The organism is Sinorhizobium arboris LMG 14919 (assembly GCF_000427465.1).
GTDB classification, from domain to species: domain Bacteria; phylum Pseudomonadota; class Alphaproteobacteria; order Rhizobiales; family Rhizobiaceae; genus Sinorhizobium; species Sinorhizobium arboris.
Genome location: NZ_ATYB01000008.1, coordinates 325,368 through 348,875, shown reverse-complemented (window position 1 = coordinate 348,875; position 23,508 = coordinate 325,368). Strand labels below are relative to the sequence as shown.

22 protein-coding genes are annotated in these 23,508 nt (G+C 61.7%); 14 read left to right on the top strand and 8 right to left on the bottom strand.

Going from position 1 to position 23,508, the window contains the following annotated elements; all coding sequences use genetic code 11:
- Both queC and SINAR_RS0102320 read right to left on the bottom strand, forming a co-directional pair.
- Positions 1-708, bottom strand: coding sequence for a 7-cyano-7-deazaguanine synthase QueC (queC, locus tag SINAR_RS0102325; RefSeq protein ID WP_027997545.1), 708 nt, complete (start codon positions 706-708; stop codon positions 1-3).
- A 158-nt stretch (positions 709-866) separates the two neighbouring features.
- A complete protein-coding gene (locus SINAR_RS0102320; protein WP_027997544.1) occupies positions 867-2,681 on the bottom strand; it encodes an ABC transporter ATP-binding protein in 1,815 nt (604 codons plus the stop codon).
- Positions 2,682-3,210: 529 nt separating this feature from the next.
- On the opposite strand from SINAR_RS0102320, the gene galE reads away from it, so the two are divergent.
- Complete coding sequence (gene galE, locus SINAR_RS0102315; protein ID WP_027997543.1) at positions 3,211-4,197, top strand: UDP-glucose 4-epimerase GalE; 987 nt, start codon at positions 3,211-3,213, stop codon at positions 4,195-4,197.
- An 84-nt stretch (positions 4,198-4,281) separates the two neighbouring features.
- Here the strand turns inward: galE and exoZ are convergent, their stop codons facing one another.
- From exoZ to exoY, 4 genes are read right to left on the bottom strand one after another with little or no spacing between them, the layout of a single operon-like run.
- A complete protein-coding gene (exoZ, locus tag SINAR_RS0102310; protein WP_027997542.1) occupies positions 4,282-5,289 on the bottom strand; it encodes an exopolysaccharide production protein ExoZ in 1,008 nt (335 codons plus the stop codon).
- On the bottom strand, positions 5,286-6,593 hold the full coding sequence (locus SINAR_RS0102305) for an O-antigen ligase family protein (protein WP_027997541.1): 1,308 nt from the start codon (positions 6,591-6,593) through the stop codon (positions 5,286-5,288). Before SINAR_RS0102305 ends, exoZ begins: the two co-directional genes overlap by 4 nt.
- 7 nt (positions 6,594-6,600) lie before the next feature.
- Positions 6,601-7,866, bottom strand: a complete 1,266-nt coding sequence (gene exoF / locus SINAR_RS0102300; protein WP_033056949.1) for an exopolysaccharide production protein ExoF — start codon at positions 7,864-7,866, stop codon at positions 6,601-6,603.
- Positions 7,867-7,912: 46 nt separating this feature from the next.
- The gene (gene exoY / locus SINAR_RS0102295) at positions 7,913-8,593 is read right to left on the bottom strand and encodes an exopolysaccharide production protein ExoY (protein ID WP_027997539.1); all 681 of its coding nucleotides are present in this window, start codon (positions 8,591-8,593) and stop codon (positions 7,913-7,915) included.
- Positions 8,594-9,338: 745 nt separating this feature from the next.
- Here exoY and exoX point away from each other — a divergent pair.
- Both exoX and SINAR_RS0102285 read left to right on the top strand, forming a co-directional pair.
- The gene (exoX, locus tag SINAR_RS0102290; RefSeq protein ID WP_027997538.1) at positions 9,339-9,635 is read left to right on the top strand and encodes an exopolysaccharide production repressor ExoX; all 297 of its coding nucleotides are present in this window, start codon (positions 9,339-9,341) and stop codon (positions 9,633-9,635) included.
- 238 nt (positions 9,636-9,873) lie between these two features.
- The gene (locus SINAR_RS0102285) at positions 9,874-10,920 is read left to right on the top strand and encodes a glycosyltransferase family 2 protein (protein ID WP_027997537.1); all 1,047 of its coding nucleotides are present in this window, start codon (positions 9,874-9,876) and stop codon (positions 10,918-10,920) included.
- On the opposite strand, the gene SINAR_RS0102280 is transcribed toward SINAR_RS0102285, so the two are convergent.
- Both SINAR_RS0102280 and SINAR_RS0102275 read right to left on the bottom strand, forming a co-directional pair.
- Positions 10,917-11,867: a polysaccharide pyruvyl transferase family protein gene (locus SINAR_RS0102280; protein ID WP_027997536.1), complete on the bottom strand. Its 951-nt coding sequence runs from the start codon at positions 11,865-11,867 to the stop codon at positions 10,917-10,919. The genes SINAR_RS0102285 and SINAR_RS0102280 overlap by 4 nt on opposite strands.
- A gap of 115 nt (positions 11,868-11,982) precedes the next feature.
- The gene (locus SINAR_RS0102275) at positions 11,983-12,942 is read right to left on the bottom strand and encodes a glycosyltransferase family 2 protein (protein WP_027997535.1); all 960 of its coding nucleotides are present in this window, start codon (positions 12,940-12,942) and stop codon (positions 11,983-11,985) included.
- A 123-nt stretch (positions 12,943-13,065) separates the two neighbouring features.
- Between SINAR_RS0102275 and exoT the strand changes: the two genes are divergently transcribed.
- From exoT to SINAR_RS0102220, 11 genes are all read left to right on the top strand, one after another.
- Positions 13,066-14,550 (top strand): succinoglycan biosynthesis transport protein ExoT, encoded by a 1,485-nt coding sequence (gene exoT, locus SINAR_RS0102270; protein WP_027997534.1) that lies wholly within the window; start codon positions 13,066-13,068, stop codon positions 14,548-14,550.
- A 24-nt stretch (positions 14,551-14,574) separates the two neighbouring features.
- Positions 14,575-14,757 carry a hypothetical protein gene (locus SINAR_RS1000000137120; RefSeq protein WP_084616953.1) on the top strand — a complete coding sequence of 61 codons (183 nt, stop codon included), beginning with the start codon at positions 14,575-14,577 and terminating at the stop codon, positions 14,755-14,757.
- Positions 14,758-14,927: 170 nt separating this feature from the next.
- Positions 14,928-15,506, top strand: a complete 579-nt coding sequence (locus SINAR_RS0102260; protein ID WP_027997533.1) for a thermonuclease family protein — start codon at positions 14,928-14,930, stop codon at positions 15,504-15,506.
- A 19-nt stretch (positions 15,507-15,525) separates the two neighbouring features.
- Positions 15,526-15,783, top strand: a complete 258-nt coding sequence (locus SINAR_RS0102255; protein ID WP_027997532.1) for a hypothetical protein — start codon at positions 15,526-15,528, stop codon at positions 15,781-15,783.
- A 613-nt stretch (positions 15,784-16,396) separates the two neighbouring features.
- Positions 16,397-17,509 (top strand): acyltransferase family protein, encoded by a 1,113-nt coding sequence (locus SINAR_RS0102250; RefSeq protein WP_027997531.1) that lies wholly within the window; start codon positions 16,397-16,399, stop codon positions 17,507-17,509.
- Between the two features lie 5 nt (positions 17,510-17,514).
- The gene (gene exoK / locus SINAR_RS0102245; RefSeq protein WP_027997530.1) at positions 17,515-18,324 is read left to right on the top strand and encodes an endo-1,3-1,4-beta-glycanase ExoK; all 810 of its coding nucleotides are present in this window, start codon (positions 17,515-17,517) and stop codon (positions 18,322-18,324) included.
- Between the two features lie 93 nt (positions 18,325-18,417).
- A complete protein-coding gene (locus tag SINAR_RS0102240) occupies positions 18,418-19,629 on the top strand; it encodes a glycosyltransferase family protein (RefSeq protein ID WP_027997529.1) in 1,212 nt (403 codons plus the stop codon).
- The gene (exoA, locus tag SINAR_RS0102235; protein ID WP_027997528.1) at positions 19,626-20,618 is read left to right on the top strand and encodes a succinoglycan biosynthesis glycosyltransferase ExoA; all 993 of its coding nucleotides are present in this window, start codon (positions 19,626-19,628) and stop codon (positions 20,616-20,618) included. The genes SINAR_RS0102240 and exoA overlap by 4 nt, the downstream gene beginning before the upstream one ends.
- Positions 20,618-21,547 (top strand): glycosyltransferase family 2 protein, encoded by a 930-nt coding sequence (locus SINAR_RS0102230; RefSeq protein ID WP_027997527.1) that lies wholly within the window; start codon positions 20,618-20,620, stop codon positions 21,545-21,547. Before exoA ends, SINAR_RS0102230 begins: the two co-directional genes overlap by 1 nt.
- Positions 21,544-22,578: a glycosyltransferase family 2 protein gene (locus tag SINAR_RS0102225; protein WP_027997526.1), complete on the top strand. Its 1,035-nt coding sequence runs from the start codon at positions 21,544-21,546 to the stop codon at positions 22,576-22,578. Before SINAR_RS0102230 ends, SINAR_RS0102225 begins: the two co-directional genes overlap by 4 nt.
- Before the next feature lie 15 nt (positions 22,579-22,593).
- Positions 22,594-23,499, top strand: coding sequence for a UTP--glucose-1-phosphate uridylyltransferase (locus tag SINAR_RS0102220; protein WP_027997525.1), 906 nt, complete (start codon positions 22,594-22,596; stop codon positions 23,497-23,499).
- The last annotated feature ends 9 nt before the right edge of the window (positions 23,500-23,508 follow it).

Genomic DNA, 23,508 nt, shown 5'->3' with positions numbered 1-23,508 from the left:
TTACGCCTCCCCGCCAACGATGGAGCCGGTCACCCCGACCCAGAAGTCCGGATCGTCGTATTCCGTCGGGTCGATGACACCGGCGAGGTGAAAGGCTTCACGCCGTTCGACACAGGTGCCGCAGCGCCCGCAATGGCGAGCACCGCCCCTGTAGCAGGACCATGTCTCGGCAAACGGCGTATCGTGCCGGGCGCCGTCCGCGACGATGTCCGCCTTCGCAACGTTTACATAGGGGGCATAGAGCTCCACATCCGCATATCCATCGAGCGCATGGTTCTGCATCGCCTGAAAAGCGTCGATGAAACCCGGCCGGCAGTCGGGATAGATGAAATGGTCGCCGCCATGCACGGCGGCCGCGACCGCATCCGCCTTGCGGGCGGCAGCGACGCCGAAGGCGATGGCAAGCATGATGGCGTTACGGTTCGGCACCACCGTCGTCTTCATCGTCTCTTCGGCATAGTGGCCGTCCGGCACCTCCAAATCATCGGTCAGTGCCGAGCCGGTAAGATGCCGGCCGATCTCGCGGATGTCGATGATCTGATGCGGGACGCCGAGGCGCCTGGCGCAGGCAGCGGCGAAATCCAGCTCCTTGCGGTGCCGCTGGCCGTAATCGAACGAGAGGAGGCCGATAAGCTCTTGTTCCGCCGCGACCTTGTGCGCAAGCGAAACGGAATCCAATCCGCCGGAGCAGATTACAATTGTCTTCATTCCAGGTGTCCTTGTTTTGACCGGGTAGGCTGCGACCGGAGTGTTACCTGCGCGCCTTTTAGGCCAAGGAGGACGGTTTGTGAAGGCTGGCCGGCCAGCCGCAGCATTTTTCGTTGAACCATGCTGCAGTCGACCGGCCGTATGCTTGCGCTGTAGCCTCATCCCTCGCTGAGAATGAGACCTTTCGTCAGTTCCAACGCCTGCCTTTCGAAGAGACCGCGGTAGATGCCGCCCTTGACGCGGATGAGCGCCCCGTGATCGCCCTCTTCCGCTATGCGGCCGCGATCGAAGACCAGCAGGCGGTCAAGGGCGCGCACCGTGGAAAGCCGGTGTGCGACCACGAGCGTGGTGCGCCCCGTCATAAGCCGCTCCATCGCCTGCTGGATCAGCACCTCGGATTCCGAATCGAGGCTCGACGTCGCCTCGTCCAGAATGAGTATCGGCGCATCCGCCAGAAAAGCGCGGGCGATCGCCACGCGCTGGCGCTCGCCGCCGGAGAGCTTCACGCCGCGTTCGCCGACCAGCGTCCCGTAACCCTTCGGCAAGGCGGCGATGAAATCGTGAGCGCTCGCAAGCCTCGCTGCATCTTCGATCTCTCGCTGCGTCGCCCCCGGTCGTGCATAAGCGATATTCTCGGCAAGCGAGCGGTGAAACAGGATCGGCTCCTGCTGCACGATGGCGATCTGCTGGCGCAGCGACGCCTGCGTGAAATCGGCGATATTCTGCCCGTCGATACGGATCTCGCCGGCCTTCACGTCATGAAGGCGCTGGATCAGCTTGATGAACGTCGTTTTGCCCGAACCGGAATGCCCGACGAGACCGACGCGCTCGCCCGCTGCGATGTTGACCGAGAAGCCCTCATAGAGGGGTGCGCGATGCGCCCCGTAATGGAAGGTCACATCGCGGAACTCTATCTCGCCCGCGGTGATGCGGATGGGCTTTGCTCCCGGCCGATCCTCGACACCGAGCGGCTGCCCGTGAATGGCGACGAGCTCCTCCATATCGTTGATCGAGCGCTGCAGGTTGCGGATATGCATGCCCACCTCCCGCAGATAGCCCTGCAGGATGAAGAACGAGGTGAGCACGAAGGTAATGTCGCCCGCCGTCGCCTGGCCTCTCGCCCACAGGAGGAGTGCGAAGCCGACCACGGCCGCGCGCAGGAAGAGCAGCATTGACCCTTGGGCCGTGCCGTTGAGCGTGCCGCGCGACCAGGTCCGGCGTGTCCGGTTCTCCCATTTGCCGAGAACCCTGGCGAGGCGCGCATCCTCGCGGCCTTCCGCACCGAAAGCCTTGACGACCGTGTTGCAGCTGACCGCATCGGCGAGCGCGCCGCCAAGGCGTGTGTCCCAGCTGTTGGCAAGGCTCGCCATCGGAGCCACATAGCCGAGCGACAGGGAAACGGTAACGACGATGAAGGCGATCGAGCCGAGGCCGATGATCACTCCCATCATCGGCCAGTACCAGGCCATCAGTGCCGTTGAGCCAACCAGCATTACGACGGAGGGGAAAAGTGCGACGAGGAGCGTGTCGTTCAGGAGATCGAGCGCCCACATGCCGCGCGTTACCTTGCGAACGGTCGAACCGGCAAAGCTGTTGGCGTGCCAATCGCTGGAGAACCGCTGGATGTGATGAAAGGCGGCCGCGGCGATATCGGACATCATCTTCAGCGTGAGGCTGACGATGCCCATGAAGGTCATGTGCCTGAGGATGATCGCACCGAACGACAGGGCCATCAGCATCATGAAGGCCGCCATCGCCCCATTCCAGGCCACCTCGTCGCTCGCCGCACCGGAAATGACGGCGTCAACCAGCCGGCCCGAGTAAAGCGGCGTGAGCACATCGGCAAGCGTCGAAAGCAGCACGGTGGACAGGAGAACGGCAAGCCGCACCGGCTGCCTCTTCCAATGGGCCCAGGAGAATCGGAAAACGGTGCGGAAGGCGCGGTTGCGCGCCGTGAAACGGGTAAATGCCATAGGTGTTGCCCGGTGACGAGCGCACCGGCCTCAATATCTGAAAAGCATGAAATGCCGTCGGGGAAGGGTCAGAACGGCATCAGCGGATCGCCGGCTTCTGAAAAGAAGCGGTGGGGCGATGACAAATCCTGTTTGCTGCGAAGAAGCGCGAAGCTTGCGTCACAGGGTCAGGATCGTGGATCCGCCCCGTAGGGAGAAGAAAATGCCTGCATCGTAACCTCCCTAATCTGATTGCCGGAGGACTGCTTATAGTTGAGGTTGCCGTGGACGCCAAGCGCCAATATTGTATTTCTCTGCAGGCAGAACCTGGATGCTGCAAGTTTGCAACAGTTTGCCGAATCACGCCGCTTCATGCGCGGATGGCACGCGGCATCCAAGATCGAACGTCGGTTCTCTTCGCGCTCCCCGCCGCGAAGCTGTTGAAAAAGCCGCGATTTTGCAGAACCTTCATAATCTGTTGGAAATTTCGCCGCTATTCATTGCGAAGCCTGCCCAGTCGAATTTCAGAAAATCATCTTAGAGGTTGCCCGTGCAGAACAACAACATTCTCGTGGTCGGCGGCGCCGGCTATATCGGCTCGCATACCTGCCTCCAGTTGGCGGCAAAGGGTTACCAACCCGTCGTTTACGACAACCTCTCCAACGGCCACGAGGAATTCGTCAAATGGGGCGTTCTCGAGAAGGGCGATATCCGTGACAGGCAGCGTCTTGACGAGGTTCTCGCACGGCACAAGCCGCGGGCGATCCTGCACTTCGCGGCGATGATCGAGGTGGGCGAATCGGTCAAGGACCCGGCCGCCTTCTATGACAACAACGTCATCGGCACGCTGACCCTTTTGTCGGCGGCGCTTGCCGCGGGCATCGATGCCTTCGTTTTCTCATCGACGTGCGCGACCTACGGACTGCCGGACAGCGTACCGATGGACGAGAGCCATAAGCAGGCGCCGATCAATCCCTATGGCCGCACCAAGTGGATCTGCGAACAGGCGCTGAAGGACTACGACCTCTACAAGGGCCTGCGCTCCGTCATCTTGCGCTACTTCAATGCCGCCGGCGCCGACTTCGAGGGCCGTATCGGCGAATGGCATGAGCCGGAGACCCATGCAATCCCGCTCGCGATCGATGCGGCACTTGGGCGGCGACAGGGTTTCAAGGTCTTCGGGACCGACTACGACACGCGCGACGGAACGTGCGTGCGGGACTATATCCACGTCCTCGATCTGGCGGATGCCCATGTCCGCGCGGTCGACTATCTCCTGGAGGGCGGCGAGAGCGTCGCGCTCAATCTCGGGACAGGCACTGGGACCACGGTGAAGGAACTGCTGAACGCGATCGAACACGTGGCCAAGCGACCGTTCAACGTCGGTTATGCCGAGCGGCGCGAAGGCGACTCGACCACGCTTGTCGCCAACAACGACAAGGCGCGTCAGGTTCTGGGCTGGGAGCCGCAATACGATCTCGCAGCGATTACCGAATCGGCATGGAACTGGCATTCGCGCAGAAATCAGGGCGGCTGACTTTCCCGACCAGCGACCGTGGCTGTCCGAACGACGGGCAGCCCGGTCTCTATCCGGACCGTTCAGACTTTTCCTGGCGGCACTCTATTCGGCCGCCCGGCCTGCCAGACCTGCCGTGATTCGCCGGGCGCGACCGCGCCGCAGCAACGGGCGCTCGAGCATCATGTAGGCCGCGACGCCTATGAGCGTTCCCGAAAGGACCGCCGCAAACATCGTTGCAGGTGCCCCGAGGCCGACCGCCAGACCCATCTTGACCACAACCGAAATCGCAAAAGTGTGCCAGAGATAGATCGAATAGGAGGCGTCGCCGAGCAGGCCCGGCAGCGACAGTGCCCGCACGCAGCCGTTCGCCTCCAGCGAAAGCACGCCGATGACGAGCAGCACCGCCAGCGGTCCGGTCGTCATTTCGTCGAATGAAAGACCGAGCACACCGATGAGAGCGAAGCCGCCGAGCGAGCAGGCGACCAGCGAGGAACCGACGGCGAGCGGTGGCACCCTGCCCTTCAACCAGAACTCGCCGATGATCATGCCGGCGACGAATTCCAGAATGACCGGCCGCGTATAGGTCAGCATCACCGCATTGTCGAAGGCGACCAGGCGGCCCGCGATCACCAACACAAGGAACAGCCCCGTGACGACGGGCAGCCGCCAGTTGCGCGGAATGAACAGAGAGCCGGCGAAGACCGCGTAGAACAGCATCTCGAAGTTGAGCGTCCAGCCCTGCACGAGCACAGGCCAAATCTCTCCACTGCTCGGCGAGCGCGCGGGCACGAAGAACAGCGACGCCAGAACATGTTCCAGCGTCAGCACCAGGTTGGGGAACAGACCCGCCAGTGCCCCCGCGACCATCACCGCGGTCGCGAGCCAATAGACCGGCACGATGCGACGGGCACGATCGGCGATGAATTCCACGGGTGTCACGGACCGGCGATCGCTGATGACCCACATGATGAATCCGCTGATGACGAAGAAGACATCGACTCCGGCGGCTCCGATCGTGAAATGATGGCTGGTCTTTTCCGCCGCATGAAAGAGCACGACTGCGATTGCCGCCGCCGCGCGGAGATATTGAATGCCGTAGATCGTCTTCAACGGCTGTCTCCCGGCCGCGGCATCATCGGGCCGAAAGAGCGCCCGTAGGGCGCCGGATGGAATCCTGCCGGCCAGAGCAGCGTCGCTGCCCGCCGGCGACGCGGGATCGTCAGTTTGCCGGCGGTGAAGTACAGGAGGAAGGATCCGACGTGATAGGGGGTGAGAATGTCGATCTCGACGAAGGCACGAACGAAGAGCAGCGCGCCGACACCGAAGAGTACCATCGACTCCGGATCGCGATCCTCCGAAAGCAGGCGCTTCAACTGTCCGAAAAACGCTATGACCAGCACCATGGTAAGCAGGATCAGGCCGATCAGGCCCGTCTCGACGACGGCTTCGATGAAGGTATTGTGGAAATGAAACCCGGCGCGCGAACCGATATAGAACTCCTCCCATAGCCGCTCGGCCTCGGAGAAACCCTGCACCCAATAGGCCTGATAGCCGACGCCGACGAGTGGCGACGCCTTCGCCGCCTCGATGCCCTGCTGCCAGAGATAGGTGCGCCCGGTGAGCGTCGAGTCTTTGCCGAAGGCGCCCAGGATCAGATCGATGCCGCCGGCATAGATCATGGCGACGGCGGCGACGCCGCCGAACACCGCTGCGGCAATGAAGAGGATCTTCCGGCTCGCGGGACGCAAGGCCGTGATCGCCCGCATTCCGAGGCAAAGGCCTATGACGGCCGCAGTCGTCAACACGGAAGTTGCCGATTGCGACGTGAGCAGGCAATAGGCGGCAAGCAATCCGGCGACCCCGGCCGCGCCCATCCAAAGGCCCCTTTCGCCGAGTACAAAGACGGCGGCGAAGGCGAAATAGATGCCGAGCGAGGCGTAGAAGCCCAACTGGTTCTTCGACGCGAATGCCCCAACGAAGCTGTAGGTGCCGTCCAGCGGATCGTAATGATAGGTACCGAAGAGCAGCGAATAGAGGAGCACGATTGCGGCGCCCGCAATCATGCCGCGCGTCATCGTGCGGATGTCGATCGTGCGCATTGCGATGAGCGCGCAGACGACATGGCTCAGATACTGTATTCCGGTGCGCAGCGACAAGGAAGGGGCCGCCGACCAGAAGATCGTAATGCAGGCGAAGATGGTGAAGGCGAATATCCAGAGATAGCTGGCGTAGTTGCCGAGAACCTTGCGGTAGTCCACGAGGACGAGCGGCAGCCACAGGCCATAATAGGCGAGGATAGAAACCTGTCCGAAGCGCGCCGAATAGGCAAAGACGAAGAGCGACAAGGCCAGGGCGAAGATGCCGTAGACTTCATTCGCTCCAGGTCTGACAAGGCTCGCCTTGGATATCCTCATGCCTGCCTCACCGCATTGCCAGTGCAGTATTCACCTTGATGACATCGCCGGGCAGCACGGGTGTGTTCTCGTCGGCGGCGATCTCGGTCGGCTTGCCGTCCTTTTCGCGAATGATCGAATAGGTAATCTCGGCGGCCTGCTCTTCGAGCTGGGCCGCATCCGCCGACTGCAGCAGCGCCTCGGTCATGAGATCCCGACTGGTGCCGAGCTTCAACGTCAGCGTGTCCAGCTCGGCTTCGGTGTTCTGCAGTTCCTGAGCAAGCTGAGCATCCCAGTCGTTGCGGAGGTTCGTTTCGTCCTGCGCCGCCTTGCTCGCATCCTGCTTTGCCTTGAGGGATGCGGTGTCGATGTCCAGCAGCGACGCCTGAACGTCCGCGACCCGCTGTTCGAGGGACAGTTTGCGCTGGCTGAGCGCCAGCCCTTTCTCGGCAAGGCTGTCGACCTTGTCGCGATCCTCGGTGGCAAGCTCGAGCTGGCGGGCCTGCGTTTCGGCTTTCTTTGCGAGTGCTTCAATCTCGCTCTGGAGAAGGGATCTCAGATCGGCGAGCGCATCGAGCTGACGCTTCTGGCGCTTGTCACGCGATTCCATGAGCGCGGTCTCGCTGGCAAGCAGTTTGTCGGCGTCCGGGGCGTTCTTGAGCTCTTCAGGCATGGTGATCTTGTCGCGCTTGCCGATTTCGGCCTGCAGCCGCGCGCGGCGAATGAGCAACCGGCTGCGCTCCGCGACCTGCACCGCGGATTCTCCGCTTGCATTAATGTAGTCGCGCGCGAATCGCTGGCCGTTCTCCGCCCGCCTCAGCCCCCCGCCCAGACTGACGGCCTTCAAGACCGTCAAGTTGGGTGCATAGGGATATTCCCCGGGTGTCTGCACCTCGCCGGAAAGATAGACCGGGCGATATTGGGCCATTTCCACCGACGCGGAGGGTCGATCCCTGAGGCCGAACAACTTCTGCATCTTTATACCGATCTCTTCGGCGACTTCCGCCGTCGTTTTACCGGAGACCGGCAGATCGCCGACAAAGGGCAGGGACAGGGTGCCCGTTGCACCTACCGTGTAGTCGCCGCTGACGGCCGACCAGTCGCGAACCGCCCCTTCGGCCGTTTGCCACTCGGCTACCCGAATCCGGAGCTTGTCCATGACGCCGAGCCGGTATTCTTCCGCCCGCGCAAACGACGCCCCTGAAACGGCAAGTGCCGCAAGGAGCGTCAGACAGGTAAAACAAGAAGCCATGCGGGAACCAGCGGATTTCCCTGATCGTCTATTCCATTGCATTTGTGGATATTTCCGTTGCTTGACGTGCCGGACCGGCGCCAAGGTTTCAGTAGCTGCCGCGGGAGAGGCAGACAGCAGGAATCGTCTTGAAGACGATGACAAGGTCGGCGAGAAGCGACCAGTTCTGAACATACTGCGTGTCGAAAGCGACGCGCGTTGCGTAGGACACGTCGTTGCGGCCGCTGATCTGCCAGAGACCGGTCAGACCCGGACGCGAGCGCAGATAAAAGACGGCTGCCGAATCATAGAGTTCAAGTTCGTCTTCGACCACCGGACGCGGGCCGACGACGCTCATTTCACCGCGAATGATATTGAGGAGCTGCGGCAGCTCGTCGAGACTGAGCTTTCGCAGGACGGCCCCGACAACGGTCACGCGCGGATCGTTCTGAAGCTTGCGGGTTTTGCGCCATTCCTCATAGGCGTCGGGATTGGCCTTGAAGAAGTCTTCGAGGACCTGATCTCCCTCCTCCATCATCGTACGGAATTTAAGGCACTTGAAGGACTGGCCGTTGTGACCGATTCGGCGGTGCCCATAAAAAACGCTGCCGCCGTCCGAGAATTTGACGAGGGCCATTATGAGCAGAAAGAGCGGGCTGAAGAGAAGGAGGGCCACGGAGGCGGCAAGTATGTCGAAACTGCGTTTTGCCATGCCCCCGATCGGTCGGACTGCCCCGGTTTCCTCGGGGATAAAGAACGGCGAACTGGCCGAGCGAGTCGCGGACTTCATAGAGATGACTCCATTTACGTTGGCGATTGTCGGTCCCTTGGGACGCGTGCTCATCTAACGTGAGTGTATGGTCAGAATTTGTTTTTTGAAGGCGGAAAGATGGCAGCCTTCCGCCGCCCTTCCCGGAGGCGCTTCAGGCCGGCGGCCATCGCGAAATATTACGAAGAGTTAATTTTTGGGAGCAGAAATTAAGGTTAGGATAGTTCTCTGTGGCACTGCATACCCGAAACATCGTCACGGGCTAATTATTTCGGATTATAAAGTATTGTTAATAGACGGATCATTCTGCACCTGCAGGACCCTCGACAAGCTGCGCGCGAAATTGACGCGCGGCAACTTTCCCCATTTTTTTTGCATCGCAACATTTTATTGCGCCGCACAGTTGCTCGGGCTTCCCGACCGAAGACGTGTAACAAAAGTTGATTGGCGAAAGACCCGGACACAGCCCGAAGCGGCGACACTCGAGGCAGCTTTCCCAAACCACCCCGGCAATTTTAAGGGGCTTCAGCCGCGTGGAACAGCCCGGCGAAACGGGAACTTATCGCTGGCCGTACCCGTTTCAATCGTGCGGAATGGAGCCAATGCTTAAAGATGGCGGAAAGATTTCCCATGTATGCTCGACTGCAACAAAGTAGCGTTTCCCGGTTGAAGAGAAAAGCTGGCGCTAATATAGTGGCCGGGCAGGAGGAGAGGGCAACAACTCTTATGAGGCTTCCAAACGCAGACCCGAAGGCAGGTTAGCGCCATGTTCGCACCGCGTGTTTTTGTGAGCATGATCGGCGCTTTGACGGCTTTTGCCGTTGCAACCTATTACCTCAACGGATCGCTTGCCTCGACGGCAATTCAGACTCTGATCTGTGCGGTCCTCATGCAGGTCGGCTACTTCGTCGCCGTTCTGTTCCTGGTATGGAAAGAGGCGCGCGAGCGCCGCAGGATTTCTTCGCAGAAGCCGTTCGTGACGGCGGAAGCCGCCAATGACGAGAAGCAACCCGGGAAGGTCTCGCTGCGCAGACTGAACCGGCCTCATCATTTCAACTCCTGATCGGGCAGGGATTTGCACGGCGCCTGCCGCCTCTTCGCACCTGCAAAAAATTTCGTCGTCTGACGCGTTTGCGACACGATCGCGCGGCATGGTCCCGGCAAGCCGCGCCCCGAGAGCACGGCTTGGATGCTGTAGAACCTTGACCACTGCATGTCTCCAACCGGAGCTATCCGTTTCAGGAAACATGCGGAAGCGCCTGCTTGATCCGGGCGCAGCCGATGACTCGCTGGAGGCCCACATGACCGCAGCCATGCCGACGAACGTCTGCATCATCATTGCCGCGAAGAACGCCGCCGACACCATTTCCCGCGCGGTCGCCTCGGCGCTTGCAGAGCCGGAGGCGGCAGAAGTCGTCGTCATCGATGACGGCTCGACCGATGACAGTGCTGCCGTAGCGCGCAGTGCCGATGACGGCACGGGGCGGCTGAATGTCGTTCGCTTCGATGAGAACCGCGGCCCCGCGTCGGCGCGCAATCATGCGATCGCGATCTCGCGTTCTCCGCTTATCGGCGTCCTCGACGCCGATGACTTCTTTTTCCCCGGCCGCCTGCGCCAATTGCTTTCACAGGACGGCTGGGACTTCATCGCCGACAATATCGCCTTCATCGATGCTGCGCAGGCGGCAACCGCACATGGCAGGATCGACCGCTTCGCCCCTGCCCCTCGCCTCATCGATCTCGTCGGCTTCGTCGAAGGAAACATCTCACGGCGCGGCGTGCGGCGCGGTGAGATCGGCTTTCTGAAGCCGTTGATGCGGCGCGCCTTCCTCGACCAGCACGGCCTGCGGTACAACGAGACCCTGCGTCTTGGTGAAGATTACGATCTTTACGCTCGCGCGCTCGCGAAAGGCGCACGCTACAAGATCATCCACAGCTGTGGCTATGCCGCCGTCGTCCGCGGCAATTCGCTCAGCGGCAGTCACCGCACGATCGACCTCAAGCGCCTGTTCGAGGCCGATCGTGCAATTCTCGCCGGGAGCCGGCTACGCGGCGACGCCGAGGCAGCGGTCCGCCGCCACGAGCGCCACATTCGCGACCGCTACGAACTGCGGCATTTTCTCGATCTCAAGAAAGAGCAGGGCTTTGCCAGCGCAATCGGCTATGCCCTCTCCCACCCGTCGGCACTGCCGGCGATCGTGAGCGGAATCCTTGCCGACAAGGCCGAGCGCTTTCGCCCGTCGCGCTCGCCGGCGCCTCTCGCTCTCGGTGGAAAGGGCGACGTGCGCTACCTGCTCGAAGCTTTTGCCGTAGAGCGGCAGGATGAGCTGCCGAACCATCTCCCTTAGAGATAGTCCCGGCGAATCCCGTCGAGCACCGTGCGGAAACGCTCCTTGCGTTCTGCCAGGGCACTGTCCTTGCTCAATTGCGGCACCGCCCGACTTGCCTGCCACAGCGCCAACGTCGCCGGCGCGGCGAGCGCTCGCTTGGCGGCGGCGCGCAATGAGGTCTGACGTGGCGCACGATCGGCGACGGCCAGATCCCCATCGATCTGCCGCCGGTTCGGATCCTCCGGCGGCGGTTCCTTGGGCTGGAAATCCATGCCCCAGAAACGCGCGCCCTTGATCATCGCCTCCGCCCGCGTCGACACCGGTACCCGCCGCGGCCGATAGTCGACATCGAGGGTCTGGGCCCAGTCGTTCCATTTGAAGCTGTTGATGCTGTTCGACGTGCTGACCGCGGTCCAGGGGACGCGGAACGCGTCGGCCAGGATGGCGCCATGCATGGATTCGGCGACGATCAGCTCGGATTGGCCAATCTTTCGAATGACGTCCTTGGCCTCACCGCGCGGGTCGATGTAATTGAGGCCGACGGCGTCGCAGATCGCAGGCCACAATCCGGCGATCGCCGACTCCCAGTGCGGAACGAAGCTCCGCTTGTATTTCTTTTCGAGGTTCTGAAACTCCGGGAGTTCGGCGACCATCACCGCAGGATCGATGATGCCGAGCTCAGGAGCCACTCCGACCTTCGCAGCTGTCAGGGGCCCGCGAACCGCGCGGATATCCCACTCCCTACGGTCGCTCATGTCGGGTAGCGTGCCGTAGCCGAACCCGCTGCCGATGACGATCTTGTGCGTACCCTCGGGCAGCAGTGCGCGGTTCAAGACCGTTCCCACCCCGACGAGCAGCGTCTCGGGGTGCACCTCGCGAAAACCGGGCAGCAGGAAATCCCAAAGCCAAAGGTTGAGATCGTCACCAAAATTTCCGTGCTGGGATTCCCAATAGTACGGCTTCATGACCGTCTCCGTTTGCAATTGTGAGGCGACCAGACAAGCGCTGCGGCGGATGTCGTCGCTTGGTTCCGGGTTCCGTCAGCGCAGGCGGCGCTTACCCGATCGGGGTCGAAGGAGGTTAGCGGGACAGTTTTCCAACCGCCAGCCCGGCGGCGCTGCCGAGCAATCGCGGGTCTCGCAAGAGCCAGCGGGCAAGAAGATCGAATTGCGGCAGTTTCCTCCGCTTTATCCGGCGTGCCTGGCTCCAGAGCGCCTGCCGGCGCGCCGTATGCTTGTAGGATCGGATCGCCGCCATCGCATTGGGCCTGTTACGGTACCGGCCTTCCAGCGTGTCGAGTGCGACCCAGGTGTTGAACTGCTGCTTCAGGAATTGAGGCGAGTCGTTGTCGATTGAATGGAAGATGTTGAGGCCTTCGCCGCGCACCGCGCCCGCCTCATCGCAAAGAACCACGCGTTTGGCTGCAAGAACGCAATCGCAGAAGAAGAGCACATCCTCGGCCGCAAGCTTGAGCGCGGCTTCGAAACGCACCGTTTCGAAGAGCCTGCGTCCGACGACCATGCAGGACAAGTGGAGGAAGCTCCAATCCTTCAGCATGACATCCTGGAGCTCCGGGAGCTCGACGACAAGCGGGCTTTCCGCCAGGCGTGTGACCTTCTCGCTCTTTTCGAGATCCGCGACCCCGAAATGATAGTAGAAGGCGTCGCCGCCGGTGATCGATGCCCAGTAGCAGTCGGCTTCGAAACGCGTCATGCTTCGATAGGCGTTCGACAGATGATCCGGCGTCCAGACATCGTCGGAATCCAGGAAGGCGACGAAGTCGCTGTCGGCGGGAACATTGTCGAGGCCGGTATTGCGCGCGCCACCCGGCCCGCCGTTGAGCTGACGGATGACGGTGATGCGCTCCCTTTCCTCCTGTGCGAGCCCGGCGAGCTCGTCCGCTATAGGATAGGGGGACTCATCGTCGACCACGAGCACGTGGAAATCCGAGAACGTCTGAGCAAAAACGGACGCCAGCGCGCGCCGGAGAATTCCTGCTTCCTTCTGGTAGTACGGAATGACAACTGTGAGCTTCGCCATCTTTTCGCCCCTGCGGTTTCTCTAAAAAGAGTCTGCGTGGTCTCCTCCCACCGGGTCGCGGCCTATATCTAGAGCTGTCCTTTGCCCATCCTCCGTCAAAGGACCTTCACGGAATCCTCGCCAATGACTCCAACCGTTAACGCAAAGACAGTGACGCGCAACGTCGGCTGGAGCGTTCTCTCCAAGACAGGGACATTCGGGCTTAAATTTGTCACGGTGCCGATTCTGGCCCGCATTCTGTCTCCCGAGGAATTCGGCGCCGTTGCTGTTGCGCTCACCGTAGTGCAGTTCCTCGCCATGATCGGCGGCGCCGGCCTTACCTCCGCACTCGTCATTCAGAAGGAAGAGGAAATGGAAACCGTTCATTCGGTTTTCTGGGCAAACCTCGCGATCGCGCTCATGATGGCGCTCGGATTATTCGTGTTTGCCGAGCCCCTGGCCACGCTGCTCGGCGCGCCGGAGGCTGCCTACCTGCTCAGGATCATGAGCCTGTTGATCCCGCTGCAGCTTGGCGGCGACGTCGCCTATTCGCTGCTTGTGCGCAGGATGAATTTTCGCAAGGACGCCGTCTGGAGCATGATCTCCGAATCGCTCGGCGCCGTGATCGCAGTCCTTCTGGCCCTGCTCGGTTTCGGCATCTGGTCGCTGATCGCCCAGCTTTTCGTATCGGCGCTGGTGCGCCTGTCCGGCCTCTATGCCGTTTCCCACTATACGCCGCGCTTCGTATTCTCGCTGCAGCGCGTTCTGGCCCTCAGCCGCTTCAGTTTCGGCATGATGGGTTCCGAGATTGCGAACTTCATCACGTTCCAATCCCCGATGGTCGTCATATCCCGATATCTGGGGCTCTCCGACGCTGGCGCCTATTCGGCGGCGAACCGATTCGCGAGCATTCCGAATCAGGTCGTTCTCTCCGCCGTCATGGGCGTGTTGTTCCCGACTTTCGGTCAGATGATGCATGATCGCGCGCGGCGCTCGCAGGCGCTGATGCTCAGCACCCAGGTGACCACCGTTCTGCTGGCGCCGATGATGTTCGGTCTCTGGGCGCTGGCCGAGCCCGCAATGCTCGTTCTTTTCGGAAGCCAATGGGCCTTTGCCTGGCCGGTCCTCGGTCTTCTCGCACTGTCGAAAGGAATTCTCACCCCCTGCAGCACCTTCATTCCGTATCTGAAGGGCGTCGGCCACGGAACCGTCCTGTTCTGGTGGGCGCTGATTCGCGCGGCTGCGACAACCGCGGCGGTTGCCTACGGCGCCAGAGACGGCTCCCTGGTCGAGGCGATGATCTGGTTGTGCATCGTCAATGCCGCAACGCTTGTCGGCTACTCCTGGGTGGTGTTTCGCGCCGACGGTACGCCGTTTCTCAAGGGCTTGTTCCTATCCAGCCGGCCGATGATCGCGGCGCTGCTGATGGCGCTCGTCGTCCGCTTTCTGCTCGAGCATTTCGGCGCTCACGTGCCGCATGCCGTTTCGCAACTGATCGTCGGGGCGGCTATCGGCGGCGTGATCTACACGGTTCTGATACTCCTGACGGAGCGACTGCTGTTGCGGAGGCTTCTGGAAATGGCGCGGGCGCGCAAGTCGAAGTCGGCTCTCGTGGGGGCCGCCGAGTAGGAGACCCGCCAGACTGCAGAGGGAATGGATCGGGTCAGCCCGGCCTTTTTGTCGCCGCCAAACAGCGGCGGACGGGAACGGTTTGCCGCACGCCGCGTTACCGCATCGAAGGCAACAACACGGATGTTCGAGATGAAAGGCATTATCCTTTGGCTGATGGGCGTTCCCCTCATCGTCATCATCCTGCTCTACATGTTCGTCTTTTGAGCGCGTCCCAGCGCGAATCATCCGCTCGGCGAGCGAAGCGCCGCGCGACGGCCTGCGCCCAAGCATGTTGATATGCACGTCCCGGTCGTATTCACCCACAGTTTTGAAGGATGTGAATGGCATCCACCTGGGTTAGCCTGTTCGGGTTATCGGGCTGAACAGGGATGGGCATGACCGTCACCAGAAGCGCTGCAAATCTCTCCGGCAGGCGCGCGCCTTGGCGCTCGGCGGGACTGGCCTCAGCCAGTGCGCGTTCGATCGGCGCCGCGCTGGCGGCACTTGTCGTGACGCATACTGCCGATGCCGCGGATCCCCTCATTGGCCAGGCCCTGGTGATCGACGGCGATACTATTGAAATTGCGGGCGAACGCGTCCAACTTAACAGTGTGGACGCGCCGGAAGAGTGGCAAGTCTGCCTCGATGAAAGAGGAGCAGATTACCGGTGCGGCAAGGAATCGGCCTCGGCCCTGAAAGCGTTTCTGTCGGAATCCGGCCCGACCCGTTGCGAGTTTGTGGGACGCGATCGCTACGGCCGCTTTGTCGGGACCTGCTTCCGGGCCGACGGCGAGGACGTGAACCGCTGGCTGATCGAGACCGGAAACGCCGTCGATCGGGACACGGACAGCACAGGCCTCTACGCTTCCGCTCAGGAGACCGCCAAGTCGAACGGTGCCGGAATCTGGCGCGCCCAACCCGAACACGCCTGCGCTGCGCGCGCCGGCAATGTAAACCGAAAGCCGAGTTGCTGAAGGCTGCAAACGAGAGTCGATGATTTTAGAATTCTGGATCCTGTGTGCCATTGTTACCGCCGTTGTCGCGGCGGTTAGGGGCGGTCATAGTCTGCTCTGGCTGCTCATCGGCTGCATACTCGGGCCGATCGGCGTTCTTGCGGCGATTTTTGTGCCTTCACTGAAATCGAAAGACCCGAAGGTCGCGGCAATACGCCAGACCGAGGTCGAAGAGCTTGCGAAACCGCTTCGCGAAAGCGACACCAAGACCGTTTCTGCAAAGCCAAAAGATCACTAGATCATCTTCATGCGAAGTCGGGCACAGGGTTCCCTTGGGACCTGAGCCGAGAGTCCAGCGACGAGCCACCGAAACGCGAAACGGGCAACTTGCGCAGCCCCCTGCTTTCATCGGATCCTATTGCAGGGAATATGCACGCGATCCGGCGGCCGTCGCCTCCAGCCAGAACGCATGCCTCCCTCTTGCACCCGGCCGCGAATCTCGCCCACCTCGATGCAGGCCCGCCCGGCTGGATACGCCCCAACCTTGCCGCATTTCGCCCGGTGCCTGCCTAAATCGGCGTCCCTCCTTCGAGGAAAAGAGCGCCCGCGCTAAAAATTCACAATAGCGACATTCAACCGCCGATTGCCCCAAACTTCTGCGGGGGACGATTTCTGCAACGTGCCGCGAAACCGGGATTTATCAAGGAAACAGCCTTCAGACGGGCTGCCGTCTTTTTCGCGGAAGCTCGCCGCTTAGGTGCACTGCAGCATGTCTCTGTGCACTTTTCTGCTGCAACGCCATATTTTTTCTTCGGGAGTGCCCTAGTTTCTCTCCCTGCGGGCTGAGGTCTGCTCTGTTGAAACGGCTGCCGCAAGGCGCTGCCCGATAGGGAGTGACTGATATCGTGAGTATGGACGCGAATGTCTCGGCACGCATCAACCTGATGCGCATTCTGCTGATCTCCGGCATCGTATTTGTGCACGTTCCCTACAATCCGCAGTGGAGTCCCTTTCTGGGCAACTACGGCATGCTGGACTGGCTGCGCGTCTTTCTCGGCGAAAGCCTGTTCCGCATCGGTGTTCCCTGCCTCAGCGCAATCTCCGGCTATCTTCTTTTCCGGCGGGGCCTTGCCGGTTTCGACTATTGGAAGACGCTGAAGTCCAAGACGCGGACCGTTCTCCTGCCGTTCCTTATCTGGAGCGGCTCCTTCTTTCTGGTGGTTTACGCCGTCCAACACCAGGGCCTGGGCTTCGGCTACCTGCCGGATACGATCAATGCGACACCGCGCCAGTGGCTGAGCATGGCCTTTGCGATCGAGGCACCGCCCGTCAACCTGCCACTGTATTTCCTGCGCGACCTTATGCTCTGTATCCTGCTGTCGCCGCTTCTCGCCCTGCTGGTAAGCCGTTATCCGCGCGTGACCCTGCTTGCTCTGCTCGCCTATGCGATATTGCCGCTGCCCAACGGGATCTTTCTCAAGAAGTCCATCGTGTTCGGCTTCTCGGTCGGAATCTATGCGAGCCTGCATGGCGTGAACATCAAAATGCTAGATCGCCTCGCCGCACCGATCGCGGCTGGATTCCTGGCAATCGCGGTCGTAATCGCCGTCGGTCTCTACTACACCGGTCCGGATTTTCCGCTCTGGCTCGACACGGCACTCCGCCTGAGTTCGATCGCGGGCATTATCGGCTCCTGGGCGATGTCGGAACTGCTTATCCGTTCGCGTCTCGGCGAAAGACTGGGGCGCGGGAGCGGGCTGAGCTTCTGGATCTTCTGCGGCCACTATCCGTTGCTCGTCCTGTTCTGGATGATCTGGAACCGTACCGGACTCAGCTATTATCCGCTCTTCTACTTCACGGCGCCGTTCATCGCCATTGCGATCCTCGTCGTGTCCCACAACCTCGTACAGCGCTTGGCGCCGGACCTCCTCGCAGTGCTTACCGGCAGCCGAACAGGCGCGAAACGAATGGCCATGCAGCATCAGCAAGGCGCGCAGGCAGGCTATTCGCCCCAGCAAAGGTAATGACCATGACTATCGATCACCGTAGACGCATCGCCCGTCTCGCCTTCATCGCAATGCTCCCTCTCGCCGGTTTCGCGGGCGCGGCGGCGGCGCAGGAAGGCGCCAACGGCACCTCGTTCAAGGACGATTTCGACACCCTCGACACCGGCATCTGGTTCGTTTCGGATGGATGGAACAATGGCGGGCACCAGAATTGCACCTGGTCGAAGAAGCAGGTGAAGACCGTTGACGGCGTTCTGGAACTGACCTTCGAGGAAAGGAAGGTAAAGGAGCGTAACTTCGCCTGCGGGGAAATCCAGACACGCAAGCGTTTCGGCTACGGCACGTACGAGGCCCGGATCAAGGCGGCCGACGGTTCGGGCCTGAACTCGGCCTTCTTCACTTATATCGGACCGGCCGACAAGAAGCCGCACGACGAGATCGATTTCGAAGTTCTCGGAAAGAACACGGCGAAAGTACAGATCAACCAGTATGTGTCGGCAACGGGCGGCAACGAATTTCTCGCCGATGTCCCGGGTGGCGCCAACCAGGGCTTCAACGATTATGCCTTCGTCTGGGAAAAGAACCGCATCCGCTATTACGTCAACGGCGAACTGGTTCACGAAGTGACCGATCCGGCGAAGATCCCGGTAAACGCCCAGAAGATCTTCTTCAGCCTCTGGGGTACGGACACGCTCACCGACTGGATGGGCACCTTCTCCTACAAGGAGCCCACAAAGCTCCAGGTCGATCGCGTCGCCTTCACGGCTGCCGGCGACGAGTGCCAGTTCGCCGAGTCGGTCGCCTGCCAACTGGAGAGGGCGCAATCCGAATGATGGCCGGAACTGAGTAATTTATCCATTTTGTTGCAGTGCACAAAGAATTGAACTAAGCTCGGCCCCGGGCTGGGCAGGAAAACGGACGTTTTCATGCTGCAGATACTCTATCTCGCACAGGATCTTGCCGATCCCGCAGTGCGCCGGAGAACCCTCACGCTCGTCGCGGGCGGCGCACGCGTGACGCTCGCCGGCTTCCGCCGCGGCGGCAATCCGCTGGCCGCCATCGAAGGCGTCGAGCCGATCGAACTCGGAACCACCGCCGACGGCCGTTTCGCTCAGCGAATCGGTGCCGTCGCTCGCGCCTGCTTGTCGCTGCGACGCCGGTTCGGCCATGTCCGCAAACCGGATGTCATCATCGCGCGCAATCTGGAGATGCTTGCCGTGGCGCAGAGAGCAGTCGCGCTCTTCGGCGGCGCGGTTCCCATCGTCTACGAATGCCTCGACATCCACCGCCTCATGCTGCGAACCGATATCGTCGGGCAGATGCTGCGCGCGGCCGAAAGCCAGCTCGGCAAGGATGCGCGCCTGTTGATCACCAGTTCCCCCGCCTTCATCGAGCATTATTTCCGGCCCCTTTCCGGTATCGGGGCTCCGCCGATGCTGCTGGAAAACAAGGTGCTCGAAATCGACGGCACGGTCGAGCAGCGGACCGCCCCAACGGCCGAATGCCCGCCGCCCGGCTCGCCCTGGAAGATCGGCTGGTTCGGAGCGCTGCGCTGCCGCAGGTCGCTCGCCCTTCTCGCCGAATTCACGCGCAAGATGGAGGGCCGCTTCGAGATCGTTCTGCGCGGCAGGCCCGCCTATTCCGAATTCGACGATTTCGACGGCTTCGTCCGGAACGAGCCCTTCATGCGGTTCGAAGGCGCCTACCGCAATCCCGAAGACTTGGCAGAAATCTACGGCGAGGTTCATTTCACCTGGGCGATCGACTTCTTCGAGGAGGGCCAGAATTCTGCCTGGCTGCTGCCGAACCGGCTCTACGAGGGCTGCCGCCACGGCCGAATTCCGATCGCCGCGAAAGGGACGGAGACCGCCCGTTTCCTGTCCGTGCGAGGTATCGGCGTCACTCTCGAGGAAGCCGATGCCGAGAGTCTCGCCAGAGTTCTCGGTTCGCTGACGCCAAATTGTTATGCCGACGCCGCAGAGCGCGTCAGCCGCTGCAATTCCGGGTCCTGGGTGTTCAACCGCGCCGATTGCGAAGCTCTGGTGCGGCAACTGGCTGCGCTCACCCTCGAGGCACCGAAGACGGTTCCCGTAGTCGCGATGGCGGGTTCCCGCCACAACGAAGGTGGATTTCTATGAGCTCAGATGAACGGACGTCCACGTCGAGTCTTATCGTCATACCCTGCCTCAACGAGGCCTCGCATATCGAGGCGCTGATCGAAAGGCTGCGCCCGTCACTCACACCGTTGAACGCACGGGTGGTCATTGCCGACGGCGGCAGCACCGACGGAACGCGGGAGATCGCCCGGCGCCTTGCCGCTGAGGATCCACGGGTGCTCTTCCTCGACAATCCGAAGCGCATACAGAGCGCAGCGGTCAATCGCGCCGTCGCCGAACTCGGCTCCGGCAGCGACTACCTCATCCGCATCGACGCGCACGGAACCTATCCGGACGACTATTGCGAGCGGCTCGTCGAGGACGCTTTGGCGACAGGAGCGGACTCGATCGTGGTCGCCATGCAGACCGTCGGTTTCAGCACCTTCCAGAAGGCAACGGCCTTCGCCCAGAACTCGAAGCTCGGCAATGGCGGTTCGAAGCACCGAACCGGTGCCGTCGGCCACTGGGCCGAGCACGGTCATCATGCCTTGATGCGCATCGAAGCCTTCAGGGCCGTCGGCGGCTATGACGAGAGCTTCAGCCACAACGAGGATGCCGAACTCGACTATCGTCTCGGAAAAGCGGGCTATCGGATCTGGATGACCGACAAGACGAGCATGGTCTATTATCCTCGTGCCAAGCTCGTCCCGCTGTTTTGGCAATATTTCGGCTACGGCCGCGGACGGGCAAAGAACTTTCTCAAACATCGCGCAATGCCCGCGCTCAGGCAGATGCTGCCGCTTGCGGTGGCGCCCATCGCTTTCGGAGCGCTTCTCGCGATCGTCAACTGGATGGCCGTGGTGCCAGTGGGAGTTTGGGCTGCCGCATGCCTCGGCTACGGCGTCTGGATGGCTCTCGGCCAGCGTAATCCTTACGGCCCCCTCGCCGCCGTTGCAGCCATGGTCATGCATTTTGCCTGGTCGGCCGGCTTCTGGCGGGAACTCCTCGACTTCCGCCGCAGGGTGGCCTGATGCCGAACGTAACTCTTCACATCGATATCGGCGTCTGCACGTACCGCCGGCCGGAGCTTGGCGAGACGCTTCGCTCGCTGGCTGCGATCAACGTGCCGGCGCGCGCCAGGTTGCGCGTGATCGTCGCCGACAACGACGCGGAACCGAGCGCCAGGGCTCTGGTAGAAGGACTTCGGCCGCAGATGCCGTTCGATATCCTCTACGTTCACTGCCCTCACTCGAATATCTCGATCGCCCGCAATTGCTGTCTCGACAACAGCACCGGCGACTTCCTCGCCTTCCTCGATGACGACGAGACCGTGTCGGGCGACTGGCTGCTCCGCCTTCTTGAAACGGCGCGCATCACGGGAGCCGCCGCCGTGCTCGGTCCCGTCAGGGCACACTACGGACCTACGGCCCCCGGCTGGATGCGCAGCGGCGATTTCCACTCGACACTGCCGGTCTGGGTCAAGGGAGAGATCCGCACCGGATACACCTGCAATGCGCTGCTCAAGCGCGACGCACCATCGCTCTTCGGCCGGCGCTTCAAGCTGTCACTCGGTAAGAGCGGCGGCGAGGACACGGATTTCTTCACCGGGATGCACCAAGCCGGCGGGACGATCGCCTTTTCGCCGGAGGCATGGGTCCATGAACCGGTACCGGAAAGCAGGGCCTCCCTTGCCTGGCTCGCAAAGCGGCGCTTCCGCTCCGGGCAGACACATGGTCGCCTTCTGTCCGAAAAAGCGAATGGATTCCGCCGGGCCGGAAATATCGCCCTTGCCGGCGCCAAATCCGGCTTTTGCGCAGCTGCCGCGGTTTTCTGCTTTCCCTCCGCCGCGAGACGATACCGCTTTGTGCTGCGCGCCATGCTACATGCCGGCGTTATCAGCGGCTTGCTGGGGCTTAAGGAAATCGAGCAATACGGAGTTCGCGAGGTGACCTCGGCATGAGCGCCCCGGCGATCGACAAGGCCCCCGACGTCACGTTCGTCGTCGCCGCGTATAATGCCGCGGATACGATCGTGCGTGCAATCGAAAGCGCATTGGCGCAGGAAGGTGTGACCGTCGAGGTCGTCGTCGTGGACGATTGTTCGGCGGACGCGACGCCGGCGCTCGTGGCAGCGATCCCGGATTCGCGCATCCGGCTGATCGCCCTTGACCGCAACCGCGGTCCAGGTGGTGCGCGCAACGCCGGTATCGAGGCGGCACGCGGCCGGTGGGTCGCCGTTCTCGATTCGGACGATACGGTTCGGCCCGACCGACTGAGGAGGATGATAGACAGAGCGAACGAGACGGGCGCACAGATCGCCGTCGACAATCTGGACGTGGTCTCGCTCGACGGGCGCCGTCTCACGATGTTCTCCGAAGCGGACCTCACCCGCCTGCAGCAGCTCACTCTTCCCGCCTTCATCGCATCCAATGTGCTCTTTCGATCCGAGCACAATTTCGGCTACATGAAACCGATCTTCGAGCGCCGCTTCCTGGAACACCAGCAGCTTCGCTTCGACGAGACGCTGCGCATCGGCGAGGACTACATCCTGCTCGCATCGGCCCTCGCCTGTGGCGGGCGTTGCGCGGTCGAGCCATCCGCCGGCTATATCTACCATATCCGCGAGGGATCCATCTCGCGTGTGCTGAGGCTCGATCATATCGACGCGATGATCGCCGCCGACGAGGCGTTCCTGCGCCGCTACACGCTCGACGGCCAGGCGCAGAAAATGCAACGCCGGCGCATGCGCGGCTTCCGCCAAGCCCGCTCGTTTCTGGTCCTCGTAGAACAGCTGAAAAAGAGATCGTTGGCCGATGCGCTCAAGACCGCGCTGGCCGACCCCCTCGCGCTCCGGCATCTCAGCATGCCGATCGCTGCCCGATTGCGCCGCGTTGTCGCGCGTGTCGTGCATAAATCCTCCCATTCCGTCCCTCACGCCGCCCCCGTGACGGCGACGGCTGAACGATCCCCGCTGGGCAACGACCCTCAATAAGCAAAGGATGATACAATGGACCGTGCCAGGACCGTCAGAAAAGCCGTTATCCCTGTTGCAGGAAACGGAACCAGGTTCCTTCCCGCGACAAAGGCAGTGCCCAAGGAGATGTTGACGATCGTCGACCGGCCCGTCGTTCAATATGCCGTGGACGAGGCCCGCCAGGCCGGAATCGAACACATCGTCTTCGTCACCAGCCGCAACAAGCAGGTGATCGAAGATCATTTCGATGACGCACCGGAGCTCATCTCTTCGCTTTCGCGTTCGGGCAAGAGCGCGCAGATTTCCGAACTCGAGGCCATGCTGCCGGCAGCCGGCTCTGTCAGCTTTACCCGCCAGCAGGCCCCCCTTGGCCTCGGGCACGCGGTGTGGTGCGCGCGCGACCTGATCGGCGACGAGCCCTTCGCGCTGCTGCTGCCGGACATGGTCTCCTTCGGCGCGCGCGGTTGCGTGGCCGGCCTCATGGACCTCTATCACGAGGTCGGCGGCAACGTCGTCGGCGTCGAGCAATGCGCTCCCGAGGAAGCCTCGAAATACGGCATTGTCGGCAAGGGCGAGACGGTCCGGCACGGTTTCTCCGTGACCGAAATGGTCGAAAAGCCCGCCGCCGGAAAGGCGCCGTCCAACTATTATCTCAACGGGCGCTACATCCTTCAGCCGGAAATCTTCTCGATCCTGGCTCACCAGCCGCGCGGCGCCGGCAACGAGATCCAGTTGACGGACGGGATGCTGACGCTTTCGCAATCCCAGTCCTTCCACGCGCATCCCTATGAGGGCCGTACCTTCGACTGCGGTTCGAAGCAGGGCTTCATCGAAGCCAATGTCGCCTTCGCGCTTGCTCGTACCGATATCGGCGATGCCGTTTTCGAGACCGTTCGCGACATGGTTCTGTCTCACGAAAGCCGCATCCGGGCGGCATAAGCGACGGTT

Coding starts and splice junctions, on each gene's coding strand:
- SINAR_RS0102275 (WP_027997535.1), bottom strand. CDS start 12,942: ATGGCGAAGCTCACAGTTGTCATTCCGTACTACCAGAAGGAAGCAGGA.
- SINAR_RS0102260 (WP_027997533.1), top strand. CDS start 14,928: ATGACCGTCACCAGAAGCGCTGCAAATCTCTCCGGCAGGCGCGCGCCT.
- SINAR_RS0102285 (WP_027997537.1), top strand. CDS start 9,874: ATGACCGCAGCCATGCCGACGAACGTCTGCATCATCATTGCCGCGAAG.
- exoK (WP_027997530.1), top strand. CDS start 17,515: ATGACTATCGATCACCGTAGACGCATCGCCCGTCTCGCCTTCATCGCA.
- exoA (WP_027997528.1), top strand. CDS start 19,626: ATGAGCTCAGATGAACGGACGTCCACGTCGAGTCTTATCGTCATACCC.
- SINAR_RS1000000137120 (WP_084616953.1), top strand. CDS start 14,575: ATGGATCGGGTCAGCCCGGCCTTTTTGTCGCCGCCAAACAGCGGCGGA.
- SINAR_RS0102255 (WP_027997532.1), top strand. CDS start 15,526: ATGATTTTAGAATTCTGGATCCTGTGTGCCATTGTTACCGCCGTTGTC.
- SINAR_RS0102220 (WP_027997525.1), top strand. CDS start 22,594: ATGGACCGTGCCAGGACCGTCAGAAAAGCCGTTATCCCTGTTGCAGGA.
- SINAR_RS0102225 (WP_027997526.1), top strand. CDS start 21,544: ATGAGCGCCCCGGCGATCGACAAGGCCCCCGACGTCACGTTCGTCGTC.
- exoX (WP_027997538.1), top strand. CDS start 9,339: ATGTTCGCACCGCGTGTTTTTGTGAGCATGATCGGCGCTTTGACGGCT.
- SINAR_RS0102280 (WP_027997536.1), bottom strand. CDS start 11,867: ATGAAGCCGTACTATTGGGAATCCCAGCACGGAAATTTTGGTGACGAT.
- SINAR_RS0102305 (WP_027997541.1), bottom strand. CDS start 6,593: ATGAGGATATCCAAGGCGAGCCTTGTCAGACCTGGAGCGAATGAAGTC.
- exoY (WP_027997539.1), bottom strand. CDS start 8,593: ATGAAGTCCGCGACTCGCTCGGCCAGTTCGCCGTTCTTTATCCCCGAG.
- SINAR_RS0102250 (WP_027997531.1), top strand. CDS start 16,397: ATGGACGCGAATGTCTCGGCACGCATCAACCTGATGCGCATTCTGCTG.
- SINAR_RS0102240 (WP_027997529.1), top strand. CDS start 18,418: ATGCTGCAGATACTCTATCTCGCACAGGATCTTGCCGATCCCGCAGTG.
- exoT (WP_027997534.1), top strand. CDS start 13,066: ATGACTCCAACCGTTAACGCAAAGACAGTGACGCGCAACGTCGGCTGG.
- queC (WP_027997545.1), bottom strand. CDS start 708: ATGAAGACAATTGTAATCTGCTCCGGCGGATTGGATTCCGTTTCGCTT.
- exoF (WP_033056949.1), bottom strand. CDS start 7,866: ATGCAATGGAATAGACGATCAGGGAAATCCGCTGGTTCCCGCATGGCT.
- SINAR_RS0102230 (WP_027997527.1), top strand. CDS start 20,618: ATGCCGAACGTAACTCTTCACATCGATATCGGCGTCTGCACGTACCGC.
- SINAR_RS0102320 (WP_027997544.1), bottom strand. CDS start 2,681: ATGGCATTTACCCGTTTCACGGCGCGCAACCGCGCCTTCCGCACCGTT.